Origin of the sequence: Rhodococcus sp. NPDC058505 (assembly GCF_042720095.1) — a bacterium.
Taxonomy (GTDB): Bacteria; Actinomycetota; Actinomycetes; order Mycobacteriales; family Mycobacteriaceae; genus Rhodococcus_G.
This window is the reverse complement of record NZ_JBHXNB010000028.1, coordinates 7,855-26,040: the sequence shown is the minus strand read 5'-3', so window position 1 is coordinate 26,040 and position 18,186 is coordinate 7,855. Positions and strand designations below refer to the sequence as shown.

Genomic DNA, 18,186 nt, shown 5'->3' with positions numbered 1-18,186 from the left:
TCTGACGCACCCGAACGGCACTGAGTTGGACGCTTGTCGAAGGAAGTTCCCAAACCGCCTCGCCGGGTGTGGTGAACGCGGTAAGTTGCCTCGTGCAATGGGAGCAACCGCACCCATCGTGGATAGGTAAGGCCGCCACATCAGGCGGGGTGATTGTCTTTCGGGAGGGCGATCTGTGAGCACACTATGGAGCGTCGGACACCATGTGCTGTGTTCCACCACCATCGCGAACACGTGGCAGAACGCCGGCCTTCGCGTCGGACGGTCGCTGTCCGGCCCGGCGCTGCCGTGCGGTGTACCCGGTCGGGGACCCTCCCGCTGACAGCAGTGGTTTCGCGCGGGTGGCGCGCGCCTTGAGCCGAATTCGGCTTCCTTAAGACAAATTCCATTCGGTTCGCCATGTCTGTCCGGGCGCGAGCTATGCCCGATTCGCGGGTCGCGCTGTTCGAACGGCTGGGGAACTTGCGACGCATTCCGGAATCAGGGGTACATCGTTGACTGCCATCGACGGATTCGACAGCACCGACTTCGACCGAACGGTCCAGACCGACGGGGTCGAACAGTTCGACGTCTTTCCCCTGTCGCCGGCGCAGCTGGGGATGTGGTACGCCCAGCACCTCGACCCCGAGGTCCCGATCAACATCGCCCAGTACGTCGATCTGCGTGGCGACGTCGATTTCGACGTCCTCGAGCGGGCCAGCCGGGTCGCATCGACGGAGTTCGGGTCCGGGTGGCTTCGGCTCCTCGAACGCGACGGTCAGCCCTGCCAGATGGTCGACCTCACCATCGACGACTCCATGATCAACCGGGACTTCCGTGCTGAATCCGATCCGGTTGCCGCAGCCAACGCGTGGATGCTCGAGGACTACAGCGCTCCGCTCGACCTCCTCGCGGACCGACTGATCCTCGCTGCCGTGCTCCGCGTCGAGGACAACCGCTACTTCTGGTACTCGCGCTGCCACCACATCATCCTCGACGGCTTCGGGGCAATGAACTTCATGACCCGGGTCGCCGAGCTCTACACCGCCGCGATCGAGGGTCGCGAACCGGAACCCTTCACGACGGTCGACCTGCGCGCACTGTACGAATCCGATGCCGCCTACCGGGAGAGCCCCCGATTCACCGCCGACGGCGAGTACTGGGCCGAGCGGATCGCCGGGCTGGAGCAGGGCACCAGCCTCAGCGGTCGCACCGCGGCGCCGTCCGCGGTCAACCGGATCACCAGCGCGGCATTGTCCGACGGCGTCGCCCGCCGCCTCGAAGCGGTGGTCGCGGAGCAGAACTCCTCGCCCGCAGGCATGCTGATCGCGGCATTCGCGAGCTACCTCGCGCAGATCTCCGGCACCGAGGACGTCGTCCTCACCCTGCCCGTCACCGCGCGCACCACCGCGGCGGCCCGCAGGTCGGGCGGCATGATGTCCAACGTGCTTCCGCTGCGGCTGCGGGTCGGCGCGGACACCACGGTTGCCGAACTGCTCAAGCAGGTGCAGGTCGCCGTCTCGGGGGCACTGCGGCGTCAGCGGTACCGGTACGAGGACATCCGCCGCGGCGCCGCGGCGGGCACCGCGCACCGCGACCTGCTCGGTCCGCTCGTGAACATCATGCTGTTCCACAACGAGGTGTCGCTCGGCTCGATCGTCGGCGAGTACAACGTCCTCTCCACCGGCATCATCGAGGACCTGGGCGTCAACTTCTATCAGAGCGTCGGCGGCACCCGCACCCACATCGATTTCGAGTCCAACCCCAACCTCTACACCGACCAGGAAGCGCAGCAGCAGCATTCGCGATTCCTGGACTTCTTCGACCGGTTCGTGCGCGCGGACGCCCAGACACCGGTGTGGTCGTTGACCGCGGCCACCGCGGCCGAGCTCGACCTGGTGGTGTCGGGGTGGAATGACACCGCTGCCGATCTTGGGTCGGGGACGTTGGTGGAGTTGTTTGAGGTGCAGGCGGCGGCCACGCCGGGTGCGGTGGCGGTGGTGTTTGAGGGTGAGTCGCTGTCGTATGGCGAGTTTGCGTCGCGGGTGCATCGTTTGGCGCGGTATTTGTTGTCGGTGGGTGTGGGGCCGGAGTCGTTGGTTGCGGTGGCGATGCGCCGGTCGGTGGAGATGATCGTCGGGATCTATGCGGTGCAGGCTGCTGGTGCGGGGTATGTGCCGGTGGATCCGGATCAGCCGGCGGACCGGGTTGGGCACATCCTGGATTCTGCGGATCCGGTGGTGGTGTTGTCGACGGTGCGCGATGGCTTCGAGGCGGGGGTGAGGTCTGTCCTGTTGGTGGACGGGCTCGACCTTGCTGGTGTTTCGGATGCGCCGATTGCGGATGTTGAGCGGGTTCGGCCGTTGCGTCCGGAGAATGCGGCGTATGTGATTTTCACGTCGGGGTCGACGGGTCGGCCGAAGGGTGTGGCGGTGAGCCATCGTGCGGTGGTGAATCAGGTGGCGTGGATGGCGTCGCGGTATGGGTTCGGTGCGGATGACGTCGTCCTGCAGAAGACGCCGTTGACGTTTGATGTGTCGGTGTGGGAGTTGTTTGTTCCGTTGGTGACTGGTGGTCGGGTGCATGTTGCGCGGCCGGATGGTCATCGGGATCCGGAGTATTTGGCTGCGGTGATTGCGGAGCGGGGGATTACGGCGACGTCGTTTGTGCCGTCGATGTTGTCGGTGTTCGTTGATTATCTGCAGGGCGTGTGCGGTTCGGCGGATGTGGCGTTGCGGCAGGTGTTTGCGGCGGGGGAGGCGTTGCCTGCGGTGACGGCGTCGCGTTTCACCTCTGTCAGTGGTGCGCAATTGCACAATTTGTATGGCCCGACGGAGGCTGCGGTGCATTCGACGCATCGTTGGGTGGATGGGACCGAGGTGGTGTCGGTGCCGATGGGTGTGCCGGTGCCGAATACGCAGGTGTTTGTGTTGGATGGTCGGTTGCGGCCGGTGCCGGTGGGTGTGGCGGGTGAGTTGTATCTGTCGGGTGTGCAGTTGGCGCGGGGTTATCACGGTCGGGTGGATTTGACGGCGGATCGGTTTGTGGCGAATCCGTTCCGGGTCGGGGAGCGGATGTACCGGACGGGTGATCTGGTGGTGTGGGCCGCTGCTGGTGAGTTGGAGTACATCGGTCGTACGGATTTTCAGGTGAAGTTGCGTGGGCAGCGGATTGAGTTGGGCGAGATCGAGGCGGTACTGAACGGCCTGCCCGGGGTATCACAGAGTGTCGTGGTCGTGCGCGGCGATTCCGCCGCCGGTGAGCACCTCGTCGGGTATGCCGTGCCCACCGCCGGCGCGGTGCTCGATGTCGACGAGCTGCGGTCCGCGGTCGGGTCGGTGTTGCCGTCGTACATGGTGCCGTCGGTGGTGATGGCGCTCGAGGCGTTCCCGCTCAATGCCAGCGGCAAGCTGGACCGGACGGCGCTCCCGGTGCCCGACGTCACCGCGGGCGGACGGGCGTTCCGCGCCCCCCGAACCCCGGCGGAGGAGGTCGTCGCCGCCGTCTACGCAGACGTCCTCGGTGTCGGTCAGGTCGGGCTCGACGACGACTTCTTCGAGTTGGGTGGCAACTCCCTCAACGCGAACCAGGTGGTGGCCAGGATCGGGGCCGCGTTCGGGATCCGGTTGGGGGTGCGCGCGCTGTTCGAGGCGCCCACCGTCGCCGCCATCACCGACCGTGCCGAGCGGGCGGGTTCGCGGGGGGAGCAGCGACCCCACCTGACGGGCCGAATCCGACCCGATCGCATCCCACTATCCCTTGCGCAGCAACGCATGTGGTTCCTCAACCAGTACGACACGGCCGCGGCAACGTACAACCTTCCGCTGGTCGTGCGGCTCGCAGGCCGCACCGACACCGCTGCGCTGCGCGCGGCACTGCTCGACGTCGTCGGCAGGCACGAGTCGCTGCGCACCGTGTTCCCCGAGTCCGCGGACGGCGTCCACCAGGTGGTCCTACCCGCCGACGAGGTGGATCTCGACCTGTCCGTGCGGGTCGTGCCCGACGCGGATCTGGCGACCGCGCTGACGGAGTTCGCCGCCGCCGGATTCGATGTGGCCGAGGAGATCCCGTTCCGGGTGCGCATCCTCGCGATCGGTGCCGACGAGCTTGCCGTTGCGCTCGTTCTGCATCACATCGCCGCGGACGGCATGTCCTGGGCGGTCCTCGCCCGCGACGTGATGACCGCATACACCGCCCGGGCCGGCGGCACCCTGCCCGAGTGGCCGCCGCTGCGGGTGCAGTATGCCGACTACGCGCTGTGGCAGCGGGAAGTGCTCGGCGACGAGAACGATCCGACCTCGGTGTCCGCAGGCCAGATCGACTACTGGCGCGGCGCGTTGGCGGGGATTCCCGACCAGCTGGACCTGCCCGCGGATCGTCTGCGGCCCGCGGTGCAGTCCTTCCGCGGCGGCCGGGTCGGGTTCACGATCGACGAGGACGTCACGGAAGCGTTGGCCGCGCTCGCGCGCGCGCACGGGGTCACGCCGTTCATGGTCGTGCACGCGGCGCTGGGTGTGCTGCTGTCCCGGCTGAGCGGGACCAGCGACATCGCCATCGGCACCCCGGTCGCGGGACGCGGCGAGCAGGCGCTCGACGATGTGATCGGGATGTTCGTCAACACCCTGGTGCTGCGCACCCAGGTCGACCCGGGGTCGTCGTTCACCGATCTGCTGTCCCATGTCCGGGACACCGACCTGTCGGCGTTCTCCCATGCCGACGTGCCGTTCGAGCGGCTCGTCCAGGTGCTCAACCCTGCCCGGTCCACCTCCCGCCACCCGCTGTTCCAGGTGGTGCTGTCCTTCGAGAACATGGGCGAGACCACCCTCGAACTGCCCGGGCTGTCGGTCACGGCCGGGGAGGTCCAGGTCGATGTCTCCAAGTTCGACCTGCAGCTGACGCTGCGCGAGGCCACCGACTCCGGGGTCATGCCCGCCGAATTCGTGTACGCCACCGACCTGTTCGACGAGGCGACGGTCATCGGATTCGCGGAGCGGTTCACCCGGATTCTTTCTGCGGTGCTCCGCGATCCGACCCGCCCGGTCGGCGACATTGAGATCCTGTCCGCCGCCGAGCGCACCGACCTGCTGCAGCGCGTCGACCCGCGGACCGGGCTGCGACCCGGCGGCCCGGCCGCCGGCACCGACCCGCGACTGCTGCCCGACCTCCTCGCCGCGGCAGCGGCCCGCGACCCCGAGGCCACCGCACTGGTCAGCGAGGACGGGTCCCTGACCTACCGGGAACTGGACGAACGCTCGTCGCGACTGGCCCGACTGCTGATCTCCCGCGGCGTCGGTCCGGAAACGACGGTGGCACTGGCCATTCGACGGTCCCTGCGATCGATTCTGTCGGTGTGGGCGGTCGCGAAGGCCGGTGCCGCCTTCGTGCCGGTCGATCCGACCTATCCGCAGGACCGGATCATGCACATGGTCACCGACTCCGGCGCGGTGCTCGGTGTCAGCTGCACCGACGAGATCGCGGACCTGCCGCCGTCGGTCGAATGGCTCGCGCTCGACCGGGCCGAAGAGTCGGCGTCAGCGCTGTCCGGCTCCCCGGTGACCGATGCGGACCGGATCCGGCCGCTGCGGATCGACCACCCCGCATACCTCATCTACACCTCCGGCTCCACCGGACTGCCCAAGGGCGTCGTCGTCACCCACGCGGGCATCGCGAACGTGCGTGACCACCAGCGCGAGGACTACCGGATCGTCCCCGGGGCACGGACGCTGCACGTCGCGTCCCCGAGCTTCGACGTCGCGTTTTATGAACTGATCGTCGCCTTCGGCGTCGGGGCCACCATGGTCATCGCACCGCCGACCGTGTGGGGCGGACCCGAGCTGACGGAACTGCTGCGCCGGGAACGGGTCTCGCACGTCGTCATCACCCCGGGTGCGCTGGCGACCGTCGACCCGGAACCCCTCGACGAGCTGGGCGTCGTCGTGGTGTGCGGCGAGGCGTGCCCGCCGGAACTGATGGCCGCCTGGTCGGTCGGTCGACGGTTCGTCAACGCGTACGGGCCGACCGAGAGCACCGTCGTCGCCAGCTGCACCGATGCGCTGGCGCCGGGCGAGCACATCACCATCGGCCACCCCACCGCCGGGATCCGGAACGCCATCCTCGACCACCGGCTCAACCCCGTCCCCGTCGGTGTGGTCGGGGAGCTGTACCTGTCCGGCCCCGGCCTGGCCCGCGGCTACCGCGGGCGGGCGGGTCTCACGGCGGAGCGGTTCGTCGCGGACCCGTTCGGCGGCGTGGGCCAGCGGATGTACCGCACCGGCGACGTCGCTCGCTGGACCGAGAACGGCGAGGTCGACTATCTCGGCCGGTCCGACTTCCAGGTGAAGGTGCGCGGCTTCCGCATCGAACTGGGCGAGATCGACGCGGCGCTCGCCGCCCGTCCCGGCATCGACTTCGCGGTAACCCTCGGTCACGAGGGGGCAGGCGGGCACACCGCCCTGGTCGCCTACGTGCTTGCCGCGCCCGGCGCCGCCATCGACGTGGCCGAACTCAAGGCCGCGCTCGGTGAGCGGCTGCCCTCCCACATGGTGCCCGCCGCGATCATGGTGATCGACGAGATTCCCCGGACGCCGGTCGGGAAGCTGGACCGGAAGTCGTTGCCCGCACCGGTGTTCGAGGCGCGCGCGTATCGGGCGCCGTCGACCCCGGTGGAGAAGACCGTCGCTGGCACCTTCGCGGACGTGCTCGGCGTCGACCGGGTGGGACTCGACGACGACTTCTTCGACCTCGGCGGCAACTCCCTGATCGCCACCCAGGTGGTGGCCCGGCTCGGTGTCGCCCTCGACGTCACCGTCCCGGTGCGGATCCTGTTCGAGGCGCCCACCGTCGCCGCGCTCGCCGGCTGGGCGGCCGACCACGTGGGGAGCGGTGCCCGCCCCGCGCTGACCGCGACGGACCGGCCTGCGTCCATCCCGCTGTCGCTGGCGCAGCAGCGGATGTGGTTCCTCAACCGGTTCGACAGCAACGCCACCGTCTATCACCTCCCGATGGTGATGCGGTTGTCGGGAACCCTGGACGTCGATGCCCTGCAGGCCGCGGTCGTGGACGTGCTCACCCGGCACGAGTCGCTCCGCACGGTGTTCCCCGAAACCGAGCTCGGTGCCGTGCAGGTGGTGCTCGACCCGGCCGACGTGCCGACGAAACTCGATCGAATCGCTTGCAGTGCAGCCGAACTCGATGACATCCTCGTCGACTTCGCCTCGACCGGATTCGATGTGCGAACCCAGATCCCGGTGCGCGCACGGCTCGTCGAACTCGGCACGGACGAACACGTCCTCGCCGTAGTCGTCCACCACATCAGCGCGGACGGCTGGTCGATGGCGCCGTTGGCCCGCGACGTGATGCTCGCGTACACCGCGCGCACCGCGGGCGCCGCCCCCGACTGGTCCCCGCTCGAGGTGCAGTACCCGGACTACAGCCTGTGGCAACGTGCGGTGCTCGGCTCCGAGGACGACCCGGATTCGCTGATCTCCCAGCAGGTCGGCTTCTGGCGGGACGCGCTGCACGGGCTGCCCGACCAGCTGGCGCTCCCCACCGACCGGCCGCGGCCCGCGGTCGCGTCCCATCGCGGGGCCACCCACCGCATCGAGATCGGCACGGACCGGTACACCCGGCTCGAGTCCCTGTCCCGCGAACACCACACCACCATGTTCATGGTGCTGCACGCGGCGCTGTCGGTGCTGTTCGCCCGACTCAGCGGCACCAGCGACATCGCCATCGGCACACCGGTCGCGGGCCGGGGTGAACGCGCCCTCGACGACGTGATCGGGATGTTCGTGAACACGCTGGTGCTGCGCACCGACGTCGACGCGGCGCTGCCGTTCGCGGAGCTGCTGGCCCGCACCCGGGACGCCGACATTGCGGCGTTCGGCAACGCCGACGTGCCCTTCGAGCGGCTCGTCGAGGTGATCGATCCGGCACGCTCGCAGGCGCGCCACCCGCTGTTCCAGGTGATGCTCGCGTTCCAGAACATCGGAACCGCCCGGCTCGAACTGCCCGGGCTGCGCGTCGAACAGGTGGAGTACGACGAACAGATCGCGAAGTTCGATCTGCACGTCACCGTCACCGAATCGGCCGCCGGCGGCGCGGCCGACGGGCTTGTCGCGGACTTCACCTACGCCACCGACCTTTTCGATGCGGAGACCATCGCGAACCTGGGTGCGCGGCTGACCCGGATCATCGACGCCGTTGTCGCGGATCCGGCGGTGCTAGTCGGGGACATCGAGTTGCTCGACGCCGACGAGCGTGCGCTGGTGGTGTCGGGGTGGAATGACACCGCTGCCGATCTTGGGTCGGGGACGTTGGTGGAGTTGTTTGAGGTGCAGGCGGCGGCCACGCCGGGTGCGGTGGCGGTGGTGTTTGAGGGTGAGTCGCTGTCGTATGGCGAGTTTGCGTCGCGGGTGCATCGTTTGGCGCGGTATTTGTTGTCGGTGGGTGTGGGGCCGGAGTCGTTGGTTGCGGTGGCGATGCGCCGGTCGGTGGAGATGATCGTCGGGATCTATGCGGTGCAGGCTGCTGGTGCGGGGTATGTGCCGGTGGATCCGGATCAGCCGGCGGACCGGGTTGGGCACATCCTGGATTCTGCGGATCCGGTGGTGGTGTTGTCGACGGTGCGCGATGGCTTCGAGGCGGGGGTGAGGTCTGTCCTGTTGGTGGACGGGCTCGACCTTGCTGGTGTTTCGGATGCGCCGATTGCGGATGTTGAGCGGGTTCGGCCGTTGCGTCCGGAGAATGCGGCGTATGTGATTTTCACGTCGGGGTCGACGGGTCGGCCGAAGGGTGTGGCGGTGAGCCATCGTGCGGTGGTGAATCAGGTGGCGTGGATGGCGTCGCGGTATGGGTTCGGTGCGGATGACGTCGTCCTGCAGAAGACGCCGTTGACGTTTGATGTGTCGGTGTGGGAGTTGTTTGTTCCGTTGGTGACTGGTGGTCGGGTGCATGTTGCGCGGCCGGATGGTCATCGGGATCCGGAGTATTTGGCTGCGGTGATTGCGGAGCGGGGGATTACGGCGACGTCGTTTGTGCCGTCGATGTTGTCGGTGTTCGTTGATTATCTGCAGGGCGTGTGCGGTTCGGCGGATGTGGCGTTGCGGCAGGTGTTTGCGGCGGGGGAGGCGTTGCCTGCGGTGACGGCGTCGCGTTTCACCTCTGTCAGTGGTGCGCAATTGCACAATTTGTATGGCCCGACGGAGGCTGCGGTGCATTCGACGCATCGTTGGGTGGATGGGACCGAGGTGGTGTCGGTGCCGATGGGTGTGCCGGTGCCGAATACGCAGGTGTTTGTGTTGGATGGTCGGTTGCGGCCGGTGCCGGTGGGTGTGGCGGGTGAGTTGTATCTGTCGGGTGTGCAGTTGGCGCGGGGTTATCACGGTCGGGTGGATTTGACGGCGGATCGGTTTGTGGCGAATCCGTTCCGGGTCGGGGAGCGGATGTACCGGACGGGTGATCTGGTGGTGTGGGCCGCTGCTGGTGAGTTGGAGTACATCGGTCGTACGGATTTTCAGGTGAAGTTGCGTGGGCAGCGGATTGAGTTGGGCGAGATCGAGGCGGCGTTGCTGACGGTTGCGTCGGTGGCGCAGTCCGTCGTGACGGTGCACCGCGATGAGCGTGTCGGGGATGCGTTGGTGGCCCATGTGGTGCCGGTCTCCGGTGTTGAGGTGGATGCCGATGCGCTGAGGGGGGCGCTGCGCGCGGTGTTGCCGTCGTACATGGTTCCGTCGGCGTTCGTTGTGCTTGAGGCGTTCCCGTTGAATGCGGCGGGGAAGTTGGATCGTGCGGCGCTGCCGGTGCCAGTGTTTGAGGCGCGGGTGTTCCGGGCGCCGTCGACTCCGGTGGAGGAGATCGTGGCGGTCACGTTCGCGGATCTGCTGGGTGTGGAGCGGGTGGGTCTCGATGATGATTTCTTCGAGTTGGGTGGCAACTCGTTGATCGCGACGCAGGTGGTGGCGCGGTTGGGTGCGGCGTTGGATGCGCTGGTGCCGGTGCGGGTGTTGTTTGAGGCGTCGACGGTGTCGGATTTGGCGGCGCGGGTGGAGTCGCAGGCCGGTGTTGGTGGCCGGGTCGCGTTGGTTGCGGGCCCGCGCCCGGAACGGCTTCCCCTCTCCCCGGCACAGTCCCGGATGTGGTTCCTCAACCAGTTCGACACCGCATCCGCCGTCAACAACATCCCGGCCGCGATCACGCTGTCCGGGCAGCTCGACATCCCCGCGCTGCAGGCGGCCGTCGCGGACGTGGTGGCACGGCACGAGGTGCTGCGGACTCGATACCCCGACACGGCGGAGGGCCCGATGCAGGTGATCGTGCCGCTCGCCGACGCCGTCCCGGACCTGATGCCGACACCCGTGACCGACCACGACCTGCCCGCGGCCATCGTGGCCGAGGCCAGCGCCGGGTTCGACGTCACCGTGCAGATCCCCCTGCGGGCAACCCTGTTCGCGTTGCGGGAGACCGAGTTCGTGCTGATGTTCGTCGTGCATCACATCGCCGCCGACGGCTTCTCGGTGGCCCCGCTGGTCCGGGACGTGATGACCGCGTACGGCGCCCGCAGCGCAGGCCAGGCCCCCACCTGGTCGCCGCTGCCGGTGCAGTACGCCGACTACGCGCTGTGGCAGCGGGAGGTGCTCGGGTCGGAGGACGACCCCGAGTCGCTGATCTCCCGGCAACTGGTGCACTGGTCACGCGAGCTGTCGGGCCTGCCGGACCAGCTGGAGCTCCCGAGCGACCGGACCCGGCCCGCGGTGGCGTCGTATCGCGGCGCAGGCACCACCGTCACCGTGGACGCCGAGCTGCACGCCGCGCTCGGCGACCTTGCCCGCGGGGAGGGCGCCACGATGTTCATGGTGGTGCACGCGGCGTTGGCGGTGCTGCTGGCGCGACTGTCGAACACCGAGGACATCGCGATCGGTGCCCCGGTCGCCGGTCGCGGTGACGCCGCGCTCGACGACCTGGTCGGCATGTTCGTCAACACACTGGTGCTGCGGAGCCGGGTGGAGCCGACGGCCACCTTCACGGATCTGCTCGCGCGGGTCCGGGACACCGACATCGCCGGCTTCGCGCACGCCGATGTGCCGTTCGAGCGGCTGGTGGAGGCACTCGACCCGCAGCGCTCGCAGGCCCGGCACCCGCTGTTCCAGGTGGCGTTGACGTTCCAGAATCTGGGGCGGGTGAGCCTGGAACTGCCGGGCCTGACGATCGGCGAGGCCGACGTCGACGCGCAGGTCGCGAAGTTCGACCTGCAGCTCACGGTGTCGGAGGCCGTCGACGAGCACGGTCGCCCGTCCGGGCTCACGGCCGAATTCACCTATGCCACCGATCTGTTCGACCGGGTGACGGTGGAGTCGTTCGGCGACCGGTTCGTGCGGATCCTCACGCAGGTGGTTGCGGATCCGGCGGTGGTGGTCGGGGACATCGACCTGCTCGGCTCGGGTGAGCGGGAGCTGGTGGTGTCGGAGTGGACGTCGGCGGGGGCCGATGCCGGTGTCGACGCGACGCTGGCGGAACTGTTCGACGCGGTGGCCCGGACCCACCCCGGTCGGGTCGCGGTGCGGTACGGGGGAGACACCCTGACCTACGCCGACCTCGACGGTCGGTCGAATCGTCTGGCGCGCGGGTTGATTGCGATGGGTGTCGGCCCGGAGTCGTTGGTGGCGGTGGCGCTGCCGCGGTCTGCGGATCTGGTGGTGGCGTTGCTTGCGGTGATCAAGGCAGGTGCCGGCTACCTGCCGGTGGACCCGACCTATCCGGCGGAGCGGATCGAGTTCATGCTGTCCGACGCGGCGCCGGCGTGCCTGCTGACCGGCTCGGGTGTGGAGGCGGTGCGTCCGGCCGGGTTGCCGGTGGTCGAGTTGGACCGGGTGGACCTGGCCGCGGTGTCGGCTGCGCCGGTGACCGATGCGGAGCGGATCGTGCCGCTGACACCCGGCAATGTGGCGTACGTGATCTACACGTCGGGGTCGACGGGTCGCCCGAAGGGTGTGCTGGTGCCGCACCGCAACGTCGCGCGGCTGATGGCGAACACCGAGTCGGTGTACGGGTTCGACGAGTCGGATGTGTGGACGCTGTTCCACTCGTATGCGTTCGACTTCTCGGTGTGGGAGTTGTGGGGTCCGCTGCTCTACGGCGGGACGCTGGTGGTGGTGGACTACTTCACGTCCCGGTCGCCGGATCAGTTCCTGGAGTTGCTGGTGCGGGAGCGGGTGACGGTGCTGAACCAGACGCCGTCGGCGTTCTACCAGCTGGCGGAGGTGGACCGGGCATCGGCCTCGGTCGGCCAGCTTGCGTTGCGGCAGGTGATCTTCGGTGGTGAGGCGCTGGAGCTGCGGCGGTTGACGGACTGGTTCGACCGGCACGGCGACGGCCTCGGCGCGCCGGGGCCGCGGCTGGTCAACATGTACGGGATCACCGAGACGACGGTGCACGTGTCGCATCGCGGACTCGACCGGGCGATGGCCTCGTCGTCGGCGGCGAGTGTGGTGGGGCAGCCGATCGACGGGTTGCAGGTGTACGTCCTCGATGCGCGGTTGCGTCCGGTGCCGGTGGGTGTGCCGGGTGAAATGTACGTTGCGGGTGGGCAGTTGGCGCGGGGCTACCTGGGTCGGCCCGCCCTGACCGCAGGACGGTTCGTGGCGAATCCGTTCGGTGCCGCGGGGTCGCTGCTGTATCGCTCCGGCGACCTTGCGCGGTGGGGACGCGGCGGGGACCTGGAGTACCTGGGCCGCGCCGACGATCAGGTGAAGGTGCGCGGCTTCCGGATCGAGCTCGGTGAGATCGAGTCGGCGGTGCTGGCGCAGCAGTCGGTGCGACAGGTGGCGGTGGTGGTTCGGGAGGACACCCCGGGCAATCCGGTGCTGGTGGCGTATGTGGTGGCCGCCGGGTCGTCGGGTGTGGATGTCGCGGTGGTGCGCGATGGTGCGGCGGGATTGCTGCCGGCGTACATGGTTCCGTCGGCGTTCGTGGTGGTCGACGAGATCCCGTTGACGGCGAACGGGAAGCTCGATCGGCGCGCGTTGCCCGCGCCGGTGTTCGAGGCGCGGGTGTTCCGGGCACCGTCGACGCCGGTGGAGGAGATCGTGGCTGGCGTCTTCGCCGCGGTGCTCGGCGCCGACCGGGTCGGTGCGGACGACGACTTCTTCGAGCTCGGCGGCAACTCCCTGTCCGCCGCACAGGTGATCTCCCGGCTCGGCACCGCCCTCGACACCAAGGTGCCGGTGCGCGCACTGTTCGACGCGTCGACCGTCGCCGAGCTGGCCGCGCGCCTCGTCGCCCACCGCGGCGAGGGCGGCCGAGCCGAGCTGGTGGCGCAGCAGCGGCCGGGGCAGCTCCCGCTGTCCCTTGCCCAACAGCGGATGTGGTTCCTGAACCGTTTCGACTCGGCATCGACCGCCTACAACATCCCGATGGCGATCCGGATGTCCGGCGACCTCGACGTCGCCGCGCTGCGGGCCGCGGTCGGCGACGTGTTCGCCCGCCACGAGTCGCTGCGCACCCGCTACCCCGAGACCGCGACCGGGCCGATCCAGCTGATCGAACAGACCGCGCAGGCGACCCCGGAGCTCACCCCGGAGCGGGTGCGGGCCGATGACCTGCCCGGGCTGCTGACCGAGCTGATGACCACCCGCTTCGACGTCACCGCCGAGATTCCGGTGCGGATCCGACTGTTCGAGGTGCGCACGCCGACCGGTCCGACCGACTATGTGCTCGCGTCGGTGGTCCACCACATCTCGGCGGACGGTTCCTCGATGGCCCCGTTCGTGCGGGACGTGATGACCGCCTACACCGCCCGCATCGCGGGAACGGCCCCCGGCTGGGCGCCGCTTCCGGTGCAGTACGCCGACTACGCACTGTGGCAGCGTCGCCTCCTCGGCAGCGACGATGACGCGGATTCGGTTGCCGCGCAGCAGATCGGATACTGGCGGGACGCCCTCGCCGGGCTGCCGGATCAGCTGACCCTTCCGACCGACCGGCCGCGGCCGCCCGTCCAGTCGCACCGCGGCGGCCGGGTCGCGTTCGCGGTCGACGCGCGGCTGCACCGCGGGCTCGGCGACCTCGCGCGCGGTCAGGGCGCGACGCTGTTCATGGCCGCGCACACCGCGCTCGCGGTGCTGCTGGCCCGGCTGTCGGGAACCACCGACATCGCGGTGGGCACCCCGATCGCCGGGCGCGGCGAGGCCGCGACCGACGACCTGATCGGCATGTTCGTCAACACCCTCGTCTTCCGCACCCGGGTGACCTCGGAGTCCGGGTTCGCGGACCTGCTCGCCGCGATTCGGGAAACCGACCTGCAGGCCTTCGCCCACGCGGATGTGCCGTTCGAGCGGCTGGTCGAGGTGCTCAACCCGACCCGGTCCACCGCCAGGCACCCGATCTTCCAGGTCGGCTTCTCGTTCCAGAACCACGAGCAGACCAGCCTGGAACTGCCCGGCCTCACCGTCACGGCACTCGACCTCGACACCGAGAACGCGCAGTTCGACCTGCAGCTCTTCCTCACCGACCGGTACGACGAGACCGGTGCACCGGCGGGGCTGGATGCGGTGTTCAGCTACGCGGTCGACCTCTACGACGAGGCGACGGTCGCCGGATTCGCGGACCGTTTCATCCGGCTGCTCGAGGCCGTCGTCGCGGACCCGTCGGCACCCGTCGGCGACGTCGATCTGCTCGGCGACGCCGAGCGGATCACGCTCCTCGGTGGATGGAACGACACCGCCGAACCGGTCGACGAGCAGACACTCGTCGACCTGTTCGACCGGCAGGTCGGCCGCACCCCCGCGGCACCCGCATTGTGGTGCGACGGCATCGAACTCGGCTACCGCGAGTTCGATGCCCGGGTGAACCGTCTCGCGCGCAGGCTCATCGCGGCGGGGGTGGGACCGGAGTCCCTGGTGGTGCTCGCGATGCGTCGATCCGTCGAACTCGTCATCGGCATGTACGCGGTGACCAAGGCGGGCGGTGCCTACGTGCCGGTCGATCCCGATCACCCCGCGGAGCGGATCGCGCACATTCTCGACACCGCGGTACCGGTGTGCGTGCTCAGCACCGACCGGGACGCATTCACCGCCGGCACCATCCCGGTCCTGCACGTCGACACCCTCGACCTGGCCGGGTTCTCCGACGCGCCGGTGCGGGACGCGGAGCGGATCACCGCGCTGCGGCCGCAGCACCCGGCGTACGTCATCTTCACCTCCGGGTCCACCGGCAGGCCGAAGGGCGTTGCCGTCAGCCACCGGGCGATCGTCAACCAGCTGGAATGGCTGCGGTTCGAATTCTGCCTGGATGCAACCGATTCGGCGCTGCTGAAAACCGCGGCGACCTTCGACCTATCGGTGTGGGAGTTCTGGTCGACGCTGGTGACCGGTGGTCGGCTGGTGATTGCCCGGCCGGGTGGTCAGCAGGACCCCGACTACCTGCTGGCGCTGCTGCGCGAGCAGCGGGTGACGACCCTGCACACGGTGCCGTCGATGCTGACGATGCTGTCCACCGTCGCGGGCGGCACCGCCGTGTCCGCTGACCTGCGTCGCGTCCTCGCGATCGGGGAGGCGCTGCCCGCGGCGACCGCGCAGGCGTTCCGGGAGTCGAACAGTGCGGAACTGGTCAACCTGTACGGCCCGACGGAGGCCGCGGTCTCGGTGACCGCGCATCGGGTCACCGACGACGATCGCACGTCGGTGCCGATCGGCAGGGGCGAGTGGAACACCCGACTGTTCGTGCTCGATCGGCGGCTGAACCCGGTGCCCGCCGGGGTGCCCGGCGAGCTGTACCTGGCGGGGACGCAGTTGGCGCGTGGCTATCACGGCCGCGCCGACCTGACCTCGGACCGCTTCGTCGCGAACCCGTTCGGCCTTCCCGGCGAGCGCATGTACCGCACCGGCGACCTGGTGACCTGGCGGGCCGGCGGCGACCTCGAGTACCTCGAGCGCGGCGACTTCCAGGTGAAGGTGCGCGGGTACCGGATCGAGCTCGGCGAGATCGAGGCGGTGCTTGCCCGCGACGAGTCGGTCGGCGCGGTGGTGGTCACCGCCCGCGCGGACGGCGACGGCGTCGACCGGCTGGTGGCCTACCTGGTGTCCGCCGCCGGCACGACCCTCGACACCGCGCGGCTCGAGGCGCACGCGCTGGCCGGCCTGCCCGCCTACATGGTGCCCGCCGCGTTCGTGGTGCTCGACGCCCTGCCGCTCACCGTCAACGGCAAACTGGACCGGGCGACGCTGCCCGCCCCGGAATTCTCGGTGGCGGAGTTCCGCGCACCGGAGACCGCGGCCGAGCGGACGGTCGCGGACGTGTACGCGGAGGTGCTCGCCGCGGGCCGGGTCGGCCTCGACGATGACTTCTTCGCGCTCGGCGGCAACTCGCTCGTAGCGACGCAGGTGACCGCGCGCCTCGGGGAAATATTTGCCACGACGGTGCCGGTGGCGTTGCTGTTCGAGGCACCGACCGTCGGCGCTCTCGCCGCGCGGGTCGCCGAGATCGCGGGCGTCGGCGGCAGGACGCCGCTGACGGTGATGCCGCGCCCCGACGCCATCCCGCTCTCGCTCGCGCAGCAGCGGATGTGGGTGCTCAACCGGATGATGCCGGACTCCGCCGCCTACAACATCCCGGCCGCGATCCGGTTGTCCGGGCTGCTCGACGTCCCGGCGTTGGCATCCGCGATGCGGGACGTGGTGGAGCGGCACGAGGTGCTGCGGACGGTCTACCCGGACGGCACCGACGGCCCGGTTCAGGTGGTGCGGCCAGCCGATGCGGTGCGGCCGGATCTGACCCCGGCCCGGGTCGCCGAGCGGGACCTGCCCGCCCTGCTGCTGGAGACGGTGTCGTTGGGATTCGACGTCACCACGCAGGTCCCGATCCGGGCCCGGCTGTTCGAGCTGAGCGCGACGGAGCACGTGCTCGTGGTGGTGGTCCACCACATCAGCGGGGACGGCTTCTCGATGGGCCCGCTGACCAGGGACGTCATGATGGCCTACTCGTCGCGGGTGGAGGGCAGGGAACCGGGCTGGGCGCCGCTGGCGGTCCAGTACGCGGACTACAGCCTGTGGCAGCGCGCGGTGCTCGGCTCCGAGGACGACCCGGAGTCCCCGCTCGCCAGGCAGGTCGACTACTGGGTGAACGAGCTGGCCGGGGTGCCCGAGCAGCTGGAACTGCCGACCGATCATCGGCGCCCCGCCCGCCAGTCGATGCGCGGCGGATCGTACGACTTCACGATCGACGCGGAGCTGACGGACCGGCTGAACGCGATCGCCCGCGACCACCATGCAACGCTGTTCATGGTCGTGCACAGCGCGTTCGCGGTGCTGCTCGCGAAGATGAGCGGGTCGACCGACATCACCGTGGGAACCCCGGTCGCCGGGCGCGGGGAGCGGGTGCTCGACGACCTGATCGGCATGTTCGTCAACACCGTGGTGCTGCGCACCGAGGTCGGCTCGGGGTCGACCTTCACCGACCTGCTCGCGCAGGCAAGGCGGAAGGACCTGGCCGCCTTCGACCACGCCGACGTGCCGTTCGAGCGGCTCGTCGACGTGACCGGGCGGGAACGGTCGACGGCCTACTCGCCGCTGTTCCAGGTGATGTTCGCGTTCCAGAACATGACTGCCCGGTCGCTGCAGCTGCCCGGGCTGGAGGTGTCGGCGCTCGACAGCGGCTTCGACCAGGCGAAGTTCGACCTGCAGCTCACCGGGCAGGAGACCTTCGACGACCGCGGCGCACCCGCGGAGATCCGGATGCAGTTCACCTACGCGACGGACCTGTTCCTGCCGGAGACCATCGCGCTGTTCGCGGGCAGGCTCACCCGGATCCTCGACGCGGTGTCCGCCGACCCGATGGTGCTGCTGCGCGGCATCGACATCCTGACCGAGCAGGAACGGTCCCGATTCGCGCCGACGCAGGAGCCGACGGCGGCGGATCTGCCGGATCTGGTTGCGGCCGCGGCGGCGGTCGGGTCCGACGCCGTCGCCCTGACCCACGACGGTACGGCCATCACCTTCGGGCAGCTGGCCGCCAAGGTGGCGGCCGTGGTGAAGTCGATGGGCGCGGCACTCAAGCCGGAGGCGGCGATCACCGTCGCGCTGTCCGGGCTCGTCCCCGGCATCCTTCCCGCGTTGGGTCCGGAGGGGCTCGCGAAGGTGATGGATTCCCTGGTCACCGAGTCCCAAGCGATTGTTGAGAAAGCCCGGTCAGGCGGCACGCAGTGAACCTATAGTTCAC

General features: G+C 69.2%; 1 protein-coding gene. It reads left to right on the top strand.

Translation table 11 applies throughout. The annotated features are described in order from the left end of the window. The first annotated feature begins 494 nt into the window (after positions 1–494). Positions 495–18,173, top strand: a complete 17,679-nt coding sequence (locus tag ACFWPA_RS17430) for a non-ribosomal peptide synthase/polyketide synthase (protein WP_378571214.1) — start codon at positions 495–497, stop codon at positions 18,171–18,173. Positions 18,174–18,186: the final 13 nt, after the last annotated feature.